Source organism: Komagataeibacter medellinensis NBRC 3288 (assembly GCF_000182745.2).
GTDB classification, from domain to species: Bacteria; Pseudomonadota; Alphaproteobacteria; order Acetobacterales; family Acetobacteraceae; genus Komagataeibacter; species Komagataeibacter medellinensis.
In genome coordinates this window covers 2323466-2339585 of record NC_016027.1, presented here as the reverse complement: position 1 = coordinate 2339585, position 16120 = coordinate 2323466, and the positions used below count along the sequence as shown (strand labels likewise).

The window sequence follows — 16120 nt, the reverse complement described above, 5'->3', positions numbered from 1 at the left end:
CCTGCGGGAAGACGGACAGGCAGGGCGCCGGGACCATACAGGTCCCGGCGCCTTTTTCATGTACGGCCACGCCGCTATCCCGTGCGCAACCCTAACGGTCGCCACACGTTTGCTCGATTCTACACCATACACACTGGTCCTGTTCTCCCTATCGCCTACACCATGGTGCCCTACACGGCCCACCAGATACCCCGGAGGACACACAGATGACGCAGAACATTCCCGACACTATGCAGGCCATTGCCTATGGCGCGAACGGCACGCCCGATTCGCTGCATGTCACCACCGTGCCCACACCCCGCCCCGGCGCGGGGGAAGTGCTGGTGCGGGTCATGGCCGCAGGTATCAACCGGCCCGACATCATGCAGCGCAAGGGGCTTTACCCCCCGCCGCCGGGCGCAAGCCCGCTTCTGGGCCTGGAAGTGGCGGGAGAAGTGGTGGCCGTGGGCGAAGGCGTGCCCGCAGGTTCTTTCCCTGCTCCGGGTGCGCGGGTCTGCGCGCTGACCAACGGCGGCGGCTACGCGCAGTACTGTGTTGTACCTGCGGGCCAGTGCCTGCCCTGGCCCACCGGGTTTGACGCCGTGCATGCCGCAAGCCTGCCCGAGACGTTCTTTACCGTCTGGTCCAACCTGTTCATGACGGCGGGGCTGAAGCCGGGCGAGAGCGTGCTGGTGCATGGCGGCACCAGCGGCATCGGCACCACGGCCATCCAGCTTGTGCGCGAGATGGGGGGCACGGTGTACGCCACGGCCGGCACAGCGGACAAATGCACCCTGTGCACGGCGCTGGGAGCAAAGGCGGCCATAAACTACCGCACGGAAGATTTTCCCCAGCGCATAAAGGAACTGACGGAGGGCGTGGGGGTGAATGTCATCCTCGATATGATCGGGGGGAACTATCTGGATGGCAACCTGCGCGCGCTGGCAACCGCCGGGCGGCTGGTCATTATCGCACTGCAGGGAGGGGCCAGAGCGGACGGGGTGAACCTTGCCCGCATCATGACGCGCCGACTGGTCGTGACCGGCACTACGCTGCGCCCGCGTGAGCGTGCCTACAAGGCGGAAATCGCCCGCCAGCTGGAAGAACGGGTCTGGCCACTGCTGGGCAGCCGCGCCATCCGCCCGCTTATCCATGCCACCTTCCCCCTTGCACGGGTTGCCGATGCCCATACACTTATGGAAAACGGGACACATATGGGAAAGATCATGCTGGACCTGCAGCAGCCGCTCACGAATACGACCGCACGATAGGAACACAAGCTGGTGCTACTGAACGTCATTGAGCGTGGACCGGAAGAAACTGCACCCGGTCAGGTCGGCAGGCCGCCCATCGTGCTGTTGCATGGCCTGTTCGGACGGGCGCGCAACCTTGGCTTTTTCCAGCGCCGACTGGCCCTAACGCGGCGTACGCTGGCCATCGACCTGCGCAACCATGGTGACAGTCCGCACGGGCTGATGGACTATAACGTCATGGCCGCCGACCTGCTGGAAACACTGGCCCACCACAACGCGCTGCCCGCAACGCTTGTGGGCCATTCCATGGGGGGGAAGGTGGCCATGACCCTGGCGCTTTCACGACCGGGCATGGTGCACAGCCTGCTGGTGGCCGACATCCCGCCTGCCCATACTGGCCACGGGCAGTTTGGCCTGGGCGAGCAGATGCTGCGCGTGCCCTTTCCCCCCTTTCTGAACCGGGCGGGGGCGGACAGGCTGCTGCAGCACTACATTGCCAATACCGATGTGCGCGCGCTGATGCTCCAGAACATCGAAGTTGGCGAGAACCCGCACTGGACCATCGGCCTGCGCGAAATCGTGGACTCCATGCCCAATGTGGAAAGCTGGCCCTACATACCCGAAGGCTACACCTATCCCGGCCCCACGCTATTCCTGGCGGGTGGGAATTCGCCCTATATCCGCCGTGAGCATTATGCCACCATGCGCAGGCTGTTCCCGTGCTACAGACTGGAACTGATCGAGCATGCTGGCCACTGGCTGCATGTCGAGCACCCGCAGAAATTTGCCGAACTACTGGAAAATTTTACCGAAAGCACCTGAACTCTGTTTCATTGCGTACCCCGTTCTTGACAACGCCCCCCCTGGCGTCAGTTATGCTGTCGATATAACAGGGCAGGCACGCGGCCCCCACGAACAGACCCCTATGGCGGAGACCCGTAGTCGTTCATGACGGTGACACTCAGTCCTTCTTCCCGGCGGCATAATGCCGTGGAACCCGTGCTGGTCCCGCGCAGTACAGAGTCCGGTAACACGCCGCCGCCTGTGGCTGAGACGGACGAGCACGCCCCCCCCCGGCGCGAACGCCTGCTGCCGGGTGCTTTTGTTCCTCCCCCCTCGGGTTACCGCAAACTACGCCCCACCATGTCGGGCCTGATCCGCCCCGACACGGTCGAGACACCCGGCCCCGGCCGGGCCATGGCCATATCGGGGCTGTTGCATGGTGTTCTGCTGGCCGCCATCCTGATCGAATCCGCCCATCATAGCCAGCATGGCTCCCCCAACGCCTCGCAGTCGGAACCGCAGGTTGAGATGGTGTTCTCGCCCCCCACCTCCAGCGGGCTACAGGGCCAGTCCTCGCCCGACATGGCGGGCGGCCAGAACGCGCCGCGCCAGCAACACGAACAGAGCCAGCCCACCGCCCAGGACAACAGCCAGAACCCGCAGACAACGGATGAGGAATCCTCCCCATCCCCCAACACCCCAACACCCGAGACTCCCTCCGCCCCGCCCATGAGCGAGGCACCATCCGACCTGTCGGTGCCACAAGCCGAACGGCATGACGAGTTCAATCCCTCCATGCAGAATTCGGGCCACGGCAACCACCCCGCCCAGCAGTCGCACAGCCAGTCCTCGGCCGGGCGGTATGCCCCGCTTCAGCACCCGCATAACTGGGCGCTTTCGTCCTCGCCTCTGCCACGGCGCAACCAGCACGGGCGCGCGGGCGGCACGGGCGGGCCGATCGACCTCTCGCTTGGTCCTGTGGTGCAGAATGGCAAGATCAATGCCCCCTATTCCACCAATACGCAGATCAGGGGGGTCAGCGATGATTACGGCAGCGAACTCGACCGCTGGATCCGCAGCCATATGTACTATCCCGAGGAAGCCGCCCGCGCGGGTGAGGAAGGCCCCTCTTCCGTACATGTGGAACTGGACCGCGATGGCCATGTGACCAAGGTACGCCTGACCGGCCAGTCAGGTTCCTATTACCTTGATGCCGCAACGGTGGGCATGTTCCGCAACGCCCAGCTCCCCCCCGTGCCACCGGACATGCAGGGCGACACCTTCCCCATCGACCTGACCATCAACTACATCCTGATCCGCCGCTAGGCGGCGCAGGCCAAGGGAGAAACGCCACCATGGATACAGCTACCCTCCTGCGCAGGGCCGGGCGTGATTTTCGGGCCTTTGACAATGCCGATGCAGCCGTGGCCCACATCACGCAGGTCTATGACCATGCGGGCGAACTGATCCGCCACGCCTTCACCACGCGCGATACTTCGGGGCTGGAAGATGCGGTCTATCCCTACCTTGCCTTCACCCCGCAGGCCGCCCTGCCGCCCGATGGGCCACGCCCGCCATTCGATGTGGTGCTGGAGCCGGGTTTCTATGGCACGACCCTGACCCGCCCCACCCTGTTTGCCGATTACTGGCGCGAGCAGATTGCAAGCCTCCTGCACCATTACGGCACTCCGGTACAGGTCGGGCTGTCGCACCAGCCCATCGCGCTACCTTACGTGATGGAAGAGGCGGTAACATCGTTAACCGAATCCGACCTTGCCTGGATCCAGTCGCACTTCGCACTGCCCGACCTGCATGTGACCGATGATTCGATCGCCAACTGCGAATACATCCCCCGTCCCGATACGCCACGACCGCTGGCGCTGTTCACGGCGGCGCGCACCGATTACTCGCTGGCGCGGCTGCACCACTATACCGGCACGGCACCGCGCCACTTCCAGCGCTTCATCCTGCTGACCAATTACCAGCGTTACGTCGATGCATTCCGGGAATACGGCCATGCACAGGTGGATGCGGGATCGGAATACACCGCCTTTGTCGAACCGGGCGAGATCATCCACACCCGCGACATGGCGCACACACCCGGCCATACAGGCCAGAGCCTACCGCAGATGCCCGCCTACCACCTGTGTCGCCCCGATGGAGATGGCATAACCCTGATCAACATTGGCGTGGGGCCCGCCAACGCCAAGACCATTACCGACCACCTGGCTGTGCTGCGCCCGCATTGCTGGCTGATGGTGGGCCACTGCGCGGGGCTGCGCCGCAGCCAGAAGCTGGGGGATTACGTGCTGGCGCATGGCTACCTGCGCGATGACCATGTGCTGGATGACGACCTGCCGCCCTGGGTACCTGTCCCCCCCATTGCCGAAGTGCAGATGGCGCTGCAGGACGTGACCGCGCGTGTAACCGGCCTGCACGATGCCGAAGTCAAGACCCGCCTGCGCACCGGCACGGTCATGACCACGGACAACCGCAACTGGGAACTGCGGCTGGGCGCACTGTTCACCCGCATCAATACCTCCCGCGCCATTGCGGTGGACATGGAATCGGCCACCATTGCCGCCAATGGCTTCCGCTTCCGCGTACCCTACGGCACGCTTCTATGCGTATCGGACAAACCGCTGCATGGGGAACTGAAACTGCGCGGCATGGCCAACGCCTTCTACCGCGAGCGGGTGCGCCAGCATCTGGTGGTGGGAATCGAGACCATGCAGCAGTTGCGCGCCCAAGGTGTGCACCGCCTGCATTCACGCAAGCTGCGTGGGTTTGATGAACCCGCCTTCCGTTAAGTCATTGATTAATAAAAATAATAGAAGTTTTTCGAGTGCCGCCTTTAAAAAAAGGCGGCATTCTTCTGAAGCTTTTTGAAAAAGGCTTCACCAAAAACTTCTTCCTTCTAGAAATCGGGTAACGTGGAAGCCAGATGGCCACCTTGGCGCACCGGCGCCATGCGGCGGGCAAGGCCCGTTGCATCATCGGTTTCCACCATCATGCCGGCAATACTGGCGTCCCCTTCAGCAGGTTGCAGGCGGTCACCGGGCATTTTGCGCACGAAGCGGGCAATCGCCGCCTCCTTGCCCATGCCGATCACACTATCATAATCGCCACACATGCCTGCATCGGTCTGGAAGGCGGTACCACCGGACAGAATACGGTGATCTGCCGTAGGTGTGTGGGTATGGGTGCCAATGACCAGCGAGACGCGACCATCAAGGAAATGGCCCATGGCCCATTTCTCGCTCGTGGCCTCGGCATGCACATCCACCACGGCGGCATGCATGGTTACACCCAACCTATGACGTGAAAGGATTTCGGTCACCGAGCGGAAGGGGTCATCCATCGCATCCATGAACTGGCGGCCCATGATGCTGACCACAAGCGCCTTGCGGCCATCCACCAGTTCCACCACCACGCTGCCCTGCCCCGGCGTGCCGGGCGGGTAATTGGCCGGACGAATGATGCGGGGTTCACTGCCGATATGACCGATCAGGTCACGCCGGTCCCAGCTGTGGTTGCCCAGTGTAATGACATCAGCCCCGGCTGCCAGCAGGTCACGGCCGATGGCGGGGGAGAGGCCAAAACCATGGCTTGCGTTCTCGCCATTCACCACCACCAGATCGAGTGCAAGGTCACGCCGCAGGGTTGGCAGGCGGGAGATCACGGCCTCGCGCCCGACGCGCCCCACAATGTCACCCAGAAACAGTATTCTCAAGAAAACAGCCTTTGTTACCGTGTACGCCCGTCGCCACGACACCGGATCCATTCGCGTTCGGTCACGATCGCGGGCAATGGCACATCATACAGGCCGGTCGGAATACATGTCACTTCCTGAAAGGACAGGCCAAACCCCACTGCCCGCGCACGCGGCAGATGCGCCAGCGTGCGGTCATAATATCCGCCGCCATAACCCAGCCGCATGCCCCGCCGGTCAAACGCCAGCAACGGCACGCACACCACATCGGGCTGCATGGGGGGACCATCAGGGTGAAAGGTGCCGTATCGCCCCTGCTGCATGGAGCAGTCAGACTGCCAGCGGCGAAAGATCAGGGGATGCCCGCGTGGCGGGGTTTCAGGCAGGACGATGCACAGCCCGTCTGCATGCAGGGCCTGCATGACCGGACGCAGGTCACTCTCCCCCGGCAGGGGCCAGACAAGGGCGATACACTCCCCTGCCCCCGCCATACCACGCAGTCCATGCACCATGCGGTGGCACAAGGCTTCCTCCGCCGCCGCGCGGACGGGGTCGGTGGCGAAAGCCTGTCGGCGTCGCGTCATATGGTGACGCAGGGCCTGCTTGGCCCGCACCGTTGGCCACGATTCGGGATCAAGCGATGTCATGAAAACATATACGGAGCCGCCATGGCCGTTGGTCGGATCAGCCCTCCCGGACCTGCTGACGCAGGTGGGTGCCAGGTAACGTGACCACGATCACGACAGTGCCAGCTCCCTAAGGAAGTGCTTATCGGCCCAGGGGTTGAATCATGCCTGACGCACCGGGCAGCCCCGCCCTTTCCATTTACTCTTTTTCCAGCACGTCTGCAATGTTTTCCGCACGTTCGACCAGATTGGCAAGCTGGTCACGCCGGCGCTCATTCTCGATTCGCGCCTGCCGCCCCTGCGCCAGTTGGTGGGCGGTATCGGACGACATCTTTTCCGCCTTCAGGTCATGAATTTCATCAGCCATGAGCAGGGCTGCAAGCGCCAGCAGCCGCCCTTCCCCGCTATGGCCACCCAGTTCGCGGATGCGGTCAATGCGCCGTTCCACTTCCTGCGCCATGGCCTGCAGGTGCTTTTCCTGCCCTTCCTCGCAGCCCACGGCGTAGGAAAAACCGTTTATGCGTACGGTAACCTGGCTCATCGCCTATTCCTTCCGGCCCTCGGGGCTATCCTCGCCCAGCACATCACGCACGCGGGCAATCAGGACATCGATATTGGCCGCCAGCGCCTGCAGGTCTACATCCGCCGGGGCTGAGGCCGCGATGACCGCCTGTTTCGCCCTGCGATCAAGGGCGAAGGCAATGCGGTTGAGGGCAAGTTCAAGACGGTCTGCCGGGTCCTGCCCGGAGGCCGGGGGCGTGTACGCCGCTTCCTGTTCCGATGGCATGATAATGTCAGACACGTTCATCCTTTTCCTCATTCCTCCCCTTGCACTGATCGCCCGGTGTGGTTTCAACGTCAAGCATGATCGACAAACATGACCATTCTATGCACGCGCCTGCCCATGTCACCGTTGCCAGCGCGCCCGACGTGGCGCGGGTCATGGCGGTGGTGATGTCGTTACGCGTGGAATGCCGTGTGGTTTCCCCACCCGGGGCTGGATGCTTCATGGGGGTGGAGTGGTGGCAGGCGGTCGTGGCAGACTGTACGCTGCCTGCCCTGCTGGATTGCGGGCTGGCGGCAGGGTTTGCCGGTACGGGGCTGCGGGCGGGACTGGATGGCGTGATCGTACAGGCCCCGCCCGCACAGCAGCGCGCACTGCACGCGCTGGCACGGGTTACAGGCGGGCAGGTACTGGACGTGCGGCCCGCAACATTCGACCTGCCCCCCGATGGTGCGGGGGAAGCCCTGGCGCGCTACCTGCGCGCACACCGGGCACCATGAATGCCCGTACCATGCGGGGGCTGTTCGCCATCCCCGCCGTGGCATAGGATCAGCATGACATGAATGATTGCCAACTCTACCTCATCACCCCCGAATCGCTCGACCCTGCGGCTTTCGCCCCCTGCCTTGCCGAGGCGCTGGACGCAGGCCCGGTCGCAGCCGTTCAACTCCGCCTGAAAAACGTGCCGGACGATACGATCCACCGTGCGGTGGATGTGCTCCAGCCCGTAGCGCACGCACGCAACGTGGCCTTCATCCTCAACGACCGCCCCGACCTTGCCGTGGCCTGCGGGTGCGATGGCGCGCATGTGGGCATGGATGACGGGGATGTTGCTACCGCACGCCGTATCCTGGGGGCTGACCTGCAACTGGGCGTTTCATGCTACGACAGCCGTGACATGGCGCTGCGCGCGGGTGAGGCCGGGGCGGATTACGTAGCGTTCGGGGCCTTTTTCCCCTCGCCCTCCAAGGAAACGGAAGTCCGCGCGGACCCGGCCCTGCTCACATGGTGGAGCAGCATGATCGAACTGCCCGTGGTGGCCATTGGTGGCATCACGCCAGCCAACTGCGGCGCGCTAGTGCGCGCGGGGGCGGATTTCCTGTCGGTTATCAGCGCGGTGTGGTCTCACCCCGATGGGCCGGGTGCGGGCGTACAGGCCATGAATGCGGCCATCGCCGCAGCGGAAGACGCCTGAAGCCGAAGCAGTCGTAGGGGAAGCTTTCCCCGGAAAGTGTTTGGGGAGAACGCCGCCTTTTTGAAATTAAAGGCGGCACCCGGAAACTTTTGTTATCCTTCTCCCAGCCACTGTACGTCGGCAATACGCCCTGTTCCCGCCGCCAGCATCACCAGCCGGTCAAACCCGAGCGCTATGCCCGCGCATGGCGGCAGGCTATCGAGTGCGGCAAGGAACGCTTCATCCACCGGCCAGTCCAGACCCGCCTCATGCGGGTATGATGCCAGGCGCCGCGCCCGGTCGGTCACGAAACGCTGGCGCTGCTCGGTGCTGTCGGTCAGTTCCTCGAACGCATTGGCCAGTTCAATCCCGCCTGCATATAGTTCAAACCGCAGCGCCACGCGCGGGTCAGCCGGGTCGCGGCGCGCCAGGGCCGCCTGGCTTGCAGGCCAGTGGGTGAGGAAAGTGGGGCATGTACGGCCAATATAGGGTTCCACATGCGCCATCATCAGGCGGAAGAACAGATCCTCCCATGTCTCGCCATTACGGAGCGCGCACCCCGCAGCGCGTGCCAGCGCCGGGGCATCACCCTCATTGGCCAGAATGTCCACACCCACATGGCAACGGAAGGCTTCGGCCACCGTCAGGCGCTCGAAGGGGGCGGCGATACCGATGTCATCCCCCCCCATCCTTACCACGGGCGGCAGCACGGCGCGCAGCAGGGTTTCGGTTTCATCCATCAGGCCATCCAGCGTGGCGCCGGGACGGTACCATTCCAGCATGGTGAACTCATGCGCGTGCAGCCTGCTGCCTTCCGCGTTCCGCCACACCCGCGCCAGTTGGTACACCGGCAGGCCGGTTGCCGCCACAATGCGCTTCATGGCAAATTCCGGGCTGGTATGCAGCCACAGCTTCTGTCGGCTGCCATCCGCGCCCGTGCGCTCGGTGGCAAAGACCTTCAGGTGCACTTCCTCACCCGGAGTCGGCACGGCATAGGGGGTTTCGACTTCCAGGTAGCCCCGCGCATCAAAAAACGCCCGTACCCCACGCAACACCAGGTTACGACGCAGCAGGAAGGGCAGGCGGTCGGCAATATGCACGGGATCGGGGCGGGACGTTACGGAATCGGTCATGGGGCGGGACATCTCCGGTTGCAGCAGGCTGGCCCGCGCAGTACAGCCCCCCCATGGCATCCGCGGTCAATCCCCCCCTTACTCCACCCCCCCGTACACTGCGCAGCGTGGCCGATCTGCTTGCGGCGGGCCTGATTACACCTGCGCAGGCGCCGGGCCTGGAACAGGTGGCAAAAGACTATGCCACGGCCATTCCGCCTGCTTTCGCCAATCTGATCGAGACCCCCGATGACCCGATCGGTCGGCAGGTCATACCCGATGCGGCGGAATGCGAGACGGACCTGACGGAAGACCCGGACCCGATCGGGGATGACGCACTTTCCCCCGTGCCGGGCATCGTGCACCGTTATGCCGACCGCGCATTGCTCAAGCCACTGCTGGTCTGCCCGCTGTACTGCCGGTTCTGCTTCCGCCGCGAACATGTCGGCCCCGGCGGCGGCGTGCTGGATGATGCGGCGCTAAACCGCGCGCTGGAGTGGCTGCGCACGCACCCGGACATTCATGAAGTGGTGATGACCGGCGGCGACCCGCTCATGCTCTCACCGCGCCGCATGCGCGCGATCATGGTGGCGCTGGAGGGGATGGCGCACATCCACACCATCCGCATCCATTCCCGCGTGCCCGTGGCCGACCCCGACCGACTGGATGAAGAGATGGCGGCGGCACTGGAGACCTCACGCTCCATGTGGCTGGTGGTGCATGTCAACCATGCCCGTGAACTGACGCCCCAAGCTCGCGCCGCCATCCGCCGCGTGCAGGTGCGCGCCATTCCCGTGCTGGGCCAATCCGTGCTGCTGCGCGGGGTGAATGACACGCCCGATGCACTCGAAGCACTGCTGCGCGCGCAGGTGGCCACCCGCATCCGCCCCTATTACCTGCACCAGCTTGATCCTGCCCCCGGCACCGCGCGCTTTCATGTGCCCATACGCGAGGGGCAGCGCCTGCTGGCCAGCCTGCGCGGGCGGGTAACAGGCATCGCCTGGCCAACCTATGTAATTGATATTCCTGGTGGCCATGGCAAGGTTCCGATTGCGCCCGACTACCTGCATGAAGGGCCTGATGGATACCTGCACGCGGTCGCTCCCGATGGCACAATCCACCGCCTGGCGCGTGAACACGGGTAAAACGCGGGCGAAAAGACAGCCCGCAACCTTGCCCTTCCGCGCGCGGGGCGTTAGAAGCCGAACCGCCATACTTCCCACAACCATACAGGGACCACCATGAAGCAGCAGGCAAACCTGATCCGCGCCGGACAGGTTATTGAGCACGACGGCCGTCGCTGGACGGTCCTGAAGCAGCAGATCATCACCCCGGGCAAGGGCGGCGCCTTCATCCAGGTGGAGATGCGCGACCTCAAGACCGGCAACAAGACCAACGAACGCTGGCGCACCGCCGATACCGTCGAACGCCTGATGACCGAGGAGAAGGAATACACCTACTCCTACATGGACGGTGACAACATCGTGCTGATGGACCCCGAGACGTTCGAGCAGCTGCTGCTGCCGCTGGACCTGCTGGGGGACCAGGCGCCGTTCCTGCAGGACAACATGACGCTGATCCTGAACCTGGTGGAAGGCGACCCGGTTGGCGTTGTCCTGCCCGCGCAGGTCACGCTGGAAGTGGTCGAGGCCGATCCCGTGGTGAAGGGCCAGACGGCAAGCTCGTCCTACAAGCCCGCACGCCTGTCCAATGGCGTCAAGACCATGGTGCCCCCCTTCATCGAAGCAGGTGAGCGTATCGTGGTCCGCACCGAGGACAGCAGCTACGTCGAGCGCGCCAAGTCCTGACCACCTGCCCATCCTGCCGGGGTGTCCGCACCCTGGCACGGGCCGGTTTTTTCATCCCCAAACCCTCCATCCCACCGCACGAACCAGACAGGACCGATCACCGTGGCAATGCGACTCTCTCCCCATATGACGGTGATGCAGAACGCTGCCCAGAAGGCCGCACGCCGTCTTCTGCGTGACTTCAGCGAAGTCGAGCAGCTCCAGGTCAGCATCAAGGGCCCGGGCGATTTCGTGTCGCAGGCCGACCTGCGAGCCGAAACGACCATCCGCGAGGAACTGGCCCGCGCACGCCCCGGTTACGCCTTCCTGATGGAAGAAAGCGGCGCATCGGGTAACGAGGGCTGGACGTGGCGTTGGGTGGTTGACCCGCTGGACGGAACGAGCAACTTCCTGCACGGCATCCCGCACTGGGCCATCTCAATCGGCCTGCAGCGCCGTCTGCCCGATGACACGATCGAGATCGTGGCCGGTCTGGTGTACAACCCTGCCGCCAACGAGATGTTCTGGGCGGAAAAGGGCGTGGGCGCGTTCCTCAATGATCGCAGGCTGCGCGTATCGGGCCGCCGTTCAATGAACGAGGCGCTGTTCGCCACCGGTATCCCGTTTGCCAAGGTCTCGGCGCGCAACCGCCTGTCATTCGCGCGCACGCTGGGCACGCTCATGCCGCAGGTGGCGGGCATACGCCGATTCGGCGCCGCCGCCCTTGACCTGGCCTGGGTGGCTGCGGGTCGCTACGATGGCTACTGGGAACTGGGCATCAAGCCGTGGGACTGTGCCGCCGGCATTCTGCTGGTGCGTGAGGCGGGCGGCTACGCCACCGACCCCGAGGGCGTAGACCTCAACGATATCGGTGCCTCGATTGATGCAGTGGCGGGCAATACCCACCTGCACGCCCCCCTGCGCGAACTGGTTGCCAGCAGCATTGGCTGAAGGCCCGGTGGGGCAGTCGGCGCTTTGCCGATTGCGCCACCCCCCATCGCCCGGTAGCCTGCCGGTTACGATGCAGTACATGACCTCTTCCCTTTTCCGCCGGTTTCCATCCCGCTCCTGCCTGCGCGGGATTGCGCTCACGGGCCTGATCGCCAGTGTCATGGCTGGCCCCGGCATGCAGGCCCATGCCCAGGTCACAACCAGCCGGGGCGCGCTCGATGCCCTTGGCACCCCACAGAAGCACCCGACCCTGCTGCCCAGCGGGGGAAGCCTGTCCGCATCACAGGATAATACGGATGGTGAGGAGGTGCATGACGACATTCCCGGCAGCCACGCGCCAGCCACCGCCGTTGCCTCGCCCGCAGCCATAGCGGCCCTGCCGCCAGTGGCGACACAGCCACCCGCCAACCCGGTGCTGCGTCCGCCTGAACTGCACGTGCCTGCACATCCCTTCCCTCCCCCACCCGAAGTCAAGGCCGATCCGCAGGCCCGTGGCCGGGCGGAGAAGCTGACCGGGGGCACGCGCCTGCACTTCACCGCGCAGTCCGATGCCATGAACCCGCGCATGATCGCGGCACTACAGACATTTGCCACGGTCATGCAGAAACTGCCTGACCAGCATGTAGATATCGTCGCTTATGGCGAAGGCCGGGCGGATGACCCTTCCACCCCGCGCCGGGTAGCGCTCTCACGCGGGCTGGCCGCGCGCTCGGTGCTGATTCATGCCGGGCTGGCATCCACGCGCATCTATGTCCGCGCAGTGGGCCTGCCGGGGGAAAATGCACAGGGTGCCGGTGCGGATTGTGTTGACGTCACCCGCTCCGGTGTGGTGGCCTCAACATCCTCCACTCCACCCCCGCATTAAGGAAATCCCTGCGTGACACGACCGACGACCTATCTAGTACGCGTCCTGCTTTTTCTTCTGGCCGTCGGGGCTGTCACAGCTCTGCTTTCCTCCACACTCTACCAGGCTTTCTGCAACAATCCCTGGCTGGACGGACTGATTGTGGGTATCCTGCTACTGGGTATCGGGTGGAACATCAGCATGATCCTTCGCCTGATACCCGAAGTGCGCTGGGTCAACATCCTGCGCCACCCGCGTGAAGGACTGACCGCCCCCCCGCCGCCGCGCTTGCTGGCCCCCATGGCATCCATGCTGGCCACCCACGATAAGGGCCGTCGGCTGACCCTCTCCGCCCCGGTCATGCAGTCACTTCTCGACAGCCTCTCCGCCCGGCTGGACGAAGGGCGCGAACTCTCGCGCTACCTGACCGGCCTGCTCATCTTCCTTGGCCTGCTGGGCACGTTCTATGGCCTGCTGCTGACCGTAGGCTCCATTGCCGACGTAATCGGCAACATGACCGTGGGCAGCGGGGACATGAATGTCATGTTCGACCAGCTCAAATCCGGGCTGGCCGGGCCGCTGCACGGCATGGGCACCGCCTTCTCGGGCTCCATGTTCGGGCTGGCGGGCGCACTGGTGCTGGGCTTCCTCGACCTGACAGCCGGGCAGGCACAGACACGTTTCTTCAACGAACTGGAAGAATGGCTGGCCACCATCACCCGTCTTTCCGCAGGCGGGCTACAGGTAGGCGGCAATGATGCGACGGTCCCGGCCTATGTGCAGGCACTTTTGGAGCACACGGCCGAGAACATGGAAAAGCTGCAAACCCTGATGGCGCGCAGCGAGGAAACCCGCGCCCAGGAACAACGCCTGCTAACGGCCCTGAACGACCGGCTGGCCGCTCTTGCTGATAACCGGGGGGAGGAACACCTTCAGGGCATCGAATCGCTGCTGGCGCGGCTGGTGCAGGAATCGGCTGCCGGGCGTGAGCAGATGGCAACTGATATCCGCAATGACCTGCGCCTGCTTGCGCGCACCATTGCCGCAAGTGCGCCCGGAACGAACCACTCCGCTTCCTGACCGCAGATCAAGACAAGGTTCATTCCATGGCGCGTCGTTCCCGTCGTTCTATCCGTTCCGAACTGAATGCATGGCCGGGCTATGTTGATGCGCTGTCAACACTGCTTATGGTCATCATATTCGTCCTGCTTGTCTTTGTGCTGGGGCAGGCGTTCCTGTCGGTCGCGCTGAACAAGCGCCAGCAGGCACTCAATCAACTGGAGCACGAGGTTGCACGGCTGGGACAGATGCTCTCGCTCGAACACAGCCATACCACTGCCCTGCAGGCCGAGGTTGCCGGCCTGCACAAGGCGCATGATGCGGATGTGGCCACCGCCACCTCACTGACCGCCCAACTCAACCAGCAGACCAGCGAGCGCGACAGCGCTCAGGCCCATTCTACGGCCCTTGATGAACAGGTAGCCCAGCTCAATGCCCAACTCAGCGCGCTGAGCGTAGCCCTGGAGGCCGAGGAAGACACGGTGCATGACCGTGACCGCCAGATCAGCAACCTGGGCATGCAGCTTAATGTGGCGCTGGCGAAGAAGGTGGAGCAGTTGCAGCATTACCGCTCCGAATTCTTTGGCCGCCTGCGCAACGTGATGCAGGACCACAAGGGCGTGCAGATCGTGGGGGACCGCTTTGTATTCCAGAGCGAGGTGCTGTTCCCGCCCGGTGGTGCCGACCTCTCGCCCGAAGGCATTCAGGAGATCAAGGTACTGGCCAAGACGCTGCGGCAGGTCGCCCAGCAGATTCCGGGCGATGTGCCATGGATCCTGCGCGTGGATGGCCATGCCGACCGCCAGCCCATCCACTCGGCCTTCCCTAGCAACTGGGAACTGTCATCCGCCCGTGCCATCACGGTGGTCAAGCTGCTGATTGCCGAGGGCATTGACCCACACCACCTGGCCGCGACGGGCTTTTCGGATTACCAGCCGCTGGATAAAGGTACCACGGCGGAAGCCTTTGCCCGTAACCGACGAATCGAATTCCGCCTGACGGATCGCTGACCGCGCCGGATCTGGCAGGCGATACCCCCTGCCTGACCGACCACAAACCTAGAAAAGTTTTTGGTGAAGCTTTTTTTGAAAATCTTTGAAGAACGCCGCCTTTTAAAAAAGGCGGCGCCCAAAGAACTTCTATTATGATTCAGGTATCAGGTCGGCTGCCCGAATGCCTTCAGGCGCAGCTTCTGTGTCTCATGGTCGGCATCAGGCGTGGTGGGATCAAGCTGCAGCACATGCTGCCAGGCTTTCCATGCTGCCTGCCAGTCACCACGCTGCTCTTCGGTATCCTCAAGGATTTTCCACGCCATCACGTCACGCCCGTCATGATGCAGCGCAACACCCAGATCCGCCACCGCCCCATCGAGATTGCGGGCAACAAGGCGCGCCTGCGCGCGGTTGCGCCACAGCACTTCCACCTCAGGCTGAAGTAGCAGCGCATCATCCATGTCCTGCACCGCATCAAGCGGGCGCTGGGCATCAAGATCATCCTGCGCGCGGCGGACCAGCAGGGTGGTGGTGGGGGCCAGTTCCTTCAAACGCTGCTGTTCGATCCGGCCCTGCAGGTCACGCGCGCCACGGGCAGTGGCAGCATGGGCCAGTTCCGTCTCAAGACTGTCGAGCGAGGGTTCAGCCGCAGGCTTATCCCTACCATCTCTGGCGATGATAGCGGGCGGGGCCGCATGGCGGTCCACCCCGTGTGCGGCCACAACGGAGGGCAGGCCCATTCCCAGAAACAGGGGTACGAACGAAAAGCCACGCAGACAGGTTATCAAAAACCGGCCTGCGCGGCTTTGCCGCTGTTCAAAGATGAACCTGACGGTCAAGGCCGCCTGGCAATCAGCCCTGACGGGCCTTCATGCGCGGGTTCTTCTTGTTAATGACATAGACCTTGCCACGGCGACGGACCACACGGCAGTCCTTGTCCCGAACCTTGGCCGATTTCAGGCTGTTTCTGATTTTCATGATCCGACCCTCGACTAATTGCGATATACCGCAAAAGAGGCGCCCGAATAGCCTTCCCTGCGCCCTGAGTCAACTACACAGCCGGA

At 63.7% G+C, this 16120-nt stretch carries 19 protein-coding genes and 1 other RNA gene; 12 read left to right on the top strand and 8 right to left on the bottom strand.

Annotated features, from left to right (window positions below; translation table 11 throughout):
• The first annotated feature begins 206 nt into the window (after positions 1-206).
• From GLX_RS10935 to GLX_RS10920, 4 genes are all read left to right on the top strand, one after another.
• Complete coding sequence (locus tag GLX_RS10935; protein ID WP_014106030.1) at positions 207-1250, top strand: NAD(P)H-quinone oxidoreductase; 1044 nt, start codon at positions 207-209, stop codon at positions 1248-1250.
• Between the two features lie 12 nt (positions 1251-1262).
• A complete protein-coding gene (locus GLX_RS10930) occupies positions 1263-2054 on the top strand; it encodes an alpha/beta fold hydrolase (protein ID WP_014106029.1) in 792 nt (263 codons plus the stop codon).
• A 126-nt stretch (positions 2055-2180) separates the two neighbouring features.
• The gene (locus GLX_RS10925) at positions 2181-3341 is read left to right on the top strand and encodes an energy transducer TonB (protein ID WP_014106028.1); all 1161 of its coding nucleotides are present in this window, start codon (positions 2181-2183) and stop codon (positions 3339-3341) included.
• A gap of 29 nt (positions 3342-3370) precedes the next feature.
• Positions 3371-4825: an AMP nucleosidase gene (locus GLX_RS10920; RefSeq protein WP_014106027.1), complete on the top strand. Its 1455-nt coding sequence runs from the start codon at positions 3371-3373 to the stop codon at positions 4823-4825.
• Positions 4826-4932: 107 nt separating this feature from the next.
• Here the strand turns inward: GLX_RS10920 and GLX_RS10915 are convergent, their stop codons facing one another.
• The 5 genes from GLX_RS10915 to GLX_RS10900 all read right to left on the bottom strand — a co-directional run bounded on the left by GLX_RS10915 (position 4933) and on the right by GLX_RS10900 (position 7161).
• Positions 4933-5748: a TIGR00282 family metallophosphoesterase gene (locus tag GLX_RS10915; RefSeq protein WP_014106026.1), complete on the bottom strand. Its 816-nt coding sequence runs from the start codon at positions 5746-5748 to the stop codon at positions 4933-4935.
• A 14-nt stretch (positions 5749-5762) separates the two neighbouring features.
• On the bottom strand, positions 5763-6374 hold the full coding sequence (locus tag GLX_RS10910) for a 5-formyltetrahydrofolate cyclo-ligase (protein WP_014106025.1): 612 nt from the start codon (positions 6372-6374) through the stop codon (positions 5763-5765).
• Between the two features lie 9 nt (positions 6375-6383).
• A non-coding RNA gene (gene ssrS / locus GLX_RS16740) (6S RNA) lies at positions 6384-6543 on the bottom strand.
• A gap of 9 nt (positions 6544-6552) precedes the next feature.
• A complete protein-coding gene (locus GLX_RS10905; RefSeq protein ID WP_014106024.1) occupies positions 6553-6894 on the bottom strand; it encodes a cell division protein ZapA in 342 nt (113 codons plus the stop codon).
• A gap of 3 nt (positions 6895-6897) precedes the next feature.
• Complete coding sequence (locus tag GLX_RS10900) at positions 6898-7161, bottom strand: hypothetical protein (RefSeq protein ID WP_041247368.1); 264 nt, start codon at positions 7159-7161, stop codon at positions 6898-6900.
• Positions 7162-7217: 56 nt separating this feature from the next.
• Here GLX_RS10900 and GLX_RS10895 point away from each other — a divergent pair, with 56 nt between their 5' ends.
• Both GLX_RS10895 and thiE read left to right on the top strand, forming a co-directional pair.
• On the top strand, positions 7218-7637 hold the full coding sequence (locus GLX_RS10895; protein WP_231850331.1) for a hypothetical protein: 420 nt from the start codon (positions 7218-7220) through the stop codon (positions 7635-7637).
• Between the two features lie 59 nt (positions 7638-7696).
• A complete protein-coding gene (gene thiE / locus GLX_RS10890) occupies positions 7697-8332 on the top strand; it encodes a thiamine phosphate synthase (RefSeq protein ID WP_014106021.1) in 636 nt (211 codons plus the stop codon).
• 92 nt (positions 8333-8424) lie between these two features.
• Here the strand turns inward: thiE and epmA are convergent, their stop codons facing one another.
• Positions 8425-9444, bottom strand: a complete 1020-nt coding sequence (epmA, locus tag GLX_RS10885) for an EF-P lysine aminoacylase EpmA (protein ID WP_014106020.1) — start codon at positions 9442-9444, stop codon at positions 8425-8427.
• 53 nt (positions 9445-9497) lie between these two features.
• Here epmA and GLX_RS10880 point away from each other — a divergent pair, with 53 nt between their 5' ends.
• The 6 genes from GLX_RS10880 (at position 9498) to GLX_RS10855 (ending at position 15074) form a co-directional block, all read left to right on the top strand.
• Positions 9498-10568, top strand: coding sequence for a lysine-2,3-aminomutase-like protein (locus GLX_RS10880; protein ID WP_014106019.1), 1071 nt, complete (start codon positions 9498-9500; stop codon positions 10566-10568).
• A 96-nt stretch (positions 10569-10664) separates the two neighbouring features.
• The gene (gene efp / locus GLX_RS10875; RefSeq protein WP_014106018.1) at positions 10665-11231 is read left to right on the top strand and encodes an elongation factor P; all 567 of its coding nucleotides are present in this window, start codon (positions 10665-10667) and stop codon (positions 11229-11231) included.
• A gap of 108 nt (positions 11232-11339) precedes the next feature.
• On the top strand, positions 11340-12161 hold the full coding sequence (locus GLX_RS10870; protein ID WP_014106017.1) for an inositol monophosphatase family protein: 822 nt from the start codon (positions 11340-11342) through the stop codon (positions 12159-12161).
• Between the two features lie 79 nt (positions 12162-12240).
• A complete protein-coding gene (locus GLX_RS10865) occupies positions 12241-13026 on the top strand; it encodes a hypothetical protein (protein WP_231850330.1) in 786 nt (261 codons plus the stop codon).
• Between the two features lie 12 nt (positions 13027-13038).
• Complete coding sequence (locus GLX_RS10860) at positions 13039-14085, top strand: hypothetical protein (protein WP_014106015.1); 1047 nt, start codon at positions 13039-13041, stop codon at positions 14083-14085.
• Positions 14086-14111: 26 nt separating this feature from the next.
• Positions 14112-15074 (top strand): peptidoglycan -binding protein, encoded by a 963-nt coding sequence (locus tag GLX_RS10855; RefSeq protein ID WP_014106014.1) that lies wholly within the window; start codon positions 14112-14114, stop codon positions 15072-15074.
• 146 nt (positions 15075-15220) lie between these two features.
• On the opposite strand, the gene GLX_RS10850 is transcribed toward GLX_RS10855, so the two are convergent.
• Together GLX_RS10850 and ykgO are read right to left on the bottom strand one after the other, a co-directional pair.
• A complete protein-coding gene (locus GLX_RS10850) occupies positions 15221-15796 on the bottom strand; it encodes a tetratricopeptide repeat protein (protein WP_041247814.1) in 576 nt (191 codons plus the stop codon).
• 112 nt (positions 15797-15908) lie between these two features.
• On the bottom strand, positions 15909-16034 hold the full coding sequence (gene ykgO, locus GLX_RS10845; protein WP_003617324.1) for a type B 50S ribosomal protein L36: 126 nt from the start codon (positions 16032-16034) through the stop codon (positions 15909-15911).
• Positions 16035-16120: the final 86 nt, after the last annotated feature.

Excerpts from the sequence above, each read along its gene's own strand:
- GLX_RS10870 (WP_014106017.1), top strand. The coding sequence starts at position 11,340 with ATGCGACTCTCTCCCCATATGACGGTGATGCAGAACGCTGCCCAGAAG.
- epmA (WP_014106020.1), bottom strand. The coding sequence starts at position 9,444 with ATGACCGATTCCGTAACGTCCCGCCCCGATCCCGTGCATATTGCCGAC.
- efp (WP_014106018.1), top strand. The coding sequence starts at position 10,665 with ATGAAGCAGCAGGCAAACCTGATCCGCGCCGGACAGGTTATTGAGCAC.
- thiE (WP_014106021.1), top strand. The coding sequence starts at position 7,697 with ATGAATGATTGCCAACTCTACCTCATCACCCCCGAATCGCTCGACCCT.
- GLX_RS10895 (WP_231850331.1), top strand. The coding sequence starts at position 7,218 with ATGATCGACAAACATGACCATTCTATGCACGCGCCTGCCCATGTCACC.
- GLX_RS10865 (WP_231850330.1), top strand. The coding sequence starts at position 12,241 with ATGACCTCTTCCCTTTTCCGCCGGTTTCCATCCCGCTCCTGCCTGCGC.
- GLX_RS10935 (WP_014106030.1), top strand. The coding sequence starts at position 207 with ATGACGCAGAACATTCCCGACACTATGCAGGCCATTGCCTATGGCGCG.
- GLX_RS10925 (WP_014106028.1), top strand. The coding sequence starts at position 2,181 with ATGACGGTGACACTCAGTCCTTCTTCCCGGCGGCATAATGCCGTGGAA.
- ykgO (WP_003617324.1), bottom strand. The coding sequence starts at position 16,034 with ATGAAAATCAGAAACAGCCTGAAATCGGCCAAGGTTCGGGACAAGGAC.
- GLX_RS10920 (WP_014106027.1), top strand. The coding sequence starts at position 3,371 with ATGGATACAGCTACCCTCCTGCGCAGGGCCGGGCGTGATTTTCGGGCC.
- GLX_RS10900 (WP_041247368.1), bottom strand. The coding sequence starts at position 7,161 with ATGAACGTGTCTGACATTATCATGCCATCGGAACAGGAAGCGGCGTAC.
- GLX_RS10850 (WP_041247814.1), bottom strand. The coding sequence starts at position 15,796 with ATGGGCCTGCCCTCCGTTGTGGCCGCACACGGGGTGGACCGCCATGCG.
- GLX_RS10855 (WP_014106014.1), top strand. The coding sequence starts at position 14,112 with ATGGCGCGTCGTTCCCGTCGTTCTATCCGTTCCGAACTGAATGCATGG.
- GLX_RS10905 (WP_014106024.1), bottom strand. The coding sequence starts at position 6,894 with ATGAGCCAGGTTACCGTACGCATAAACGGTTTTTCCTACGCCGTGGGC.
- GLX_RS10910 (WP_014106025.1), bottom strand. The coding sequence starts at position 6,374 with ATGACATCGCTTGATCCCGAATCGTGGCCAACGGTGCGGGCCAAGCAG.
- GLX_RS10880 (WP_014106019.1), top strand. The coding sequence starts at position 9,498 with ATGGCATCCGCGGTCAATCCCCCCCTTACTCCACCCCCCCGTACACTG.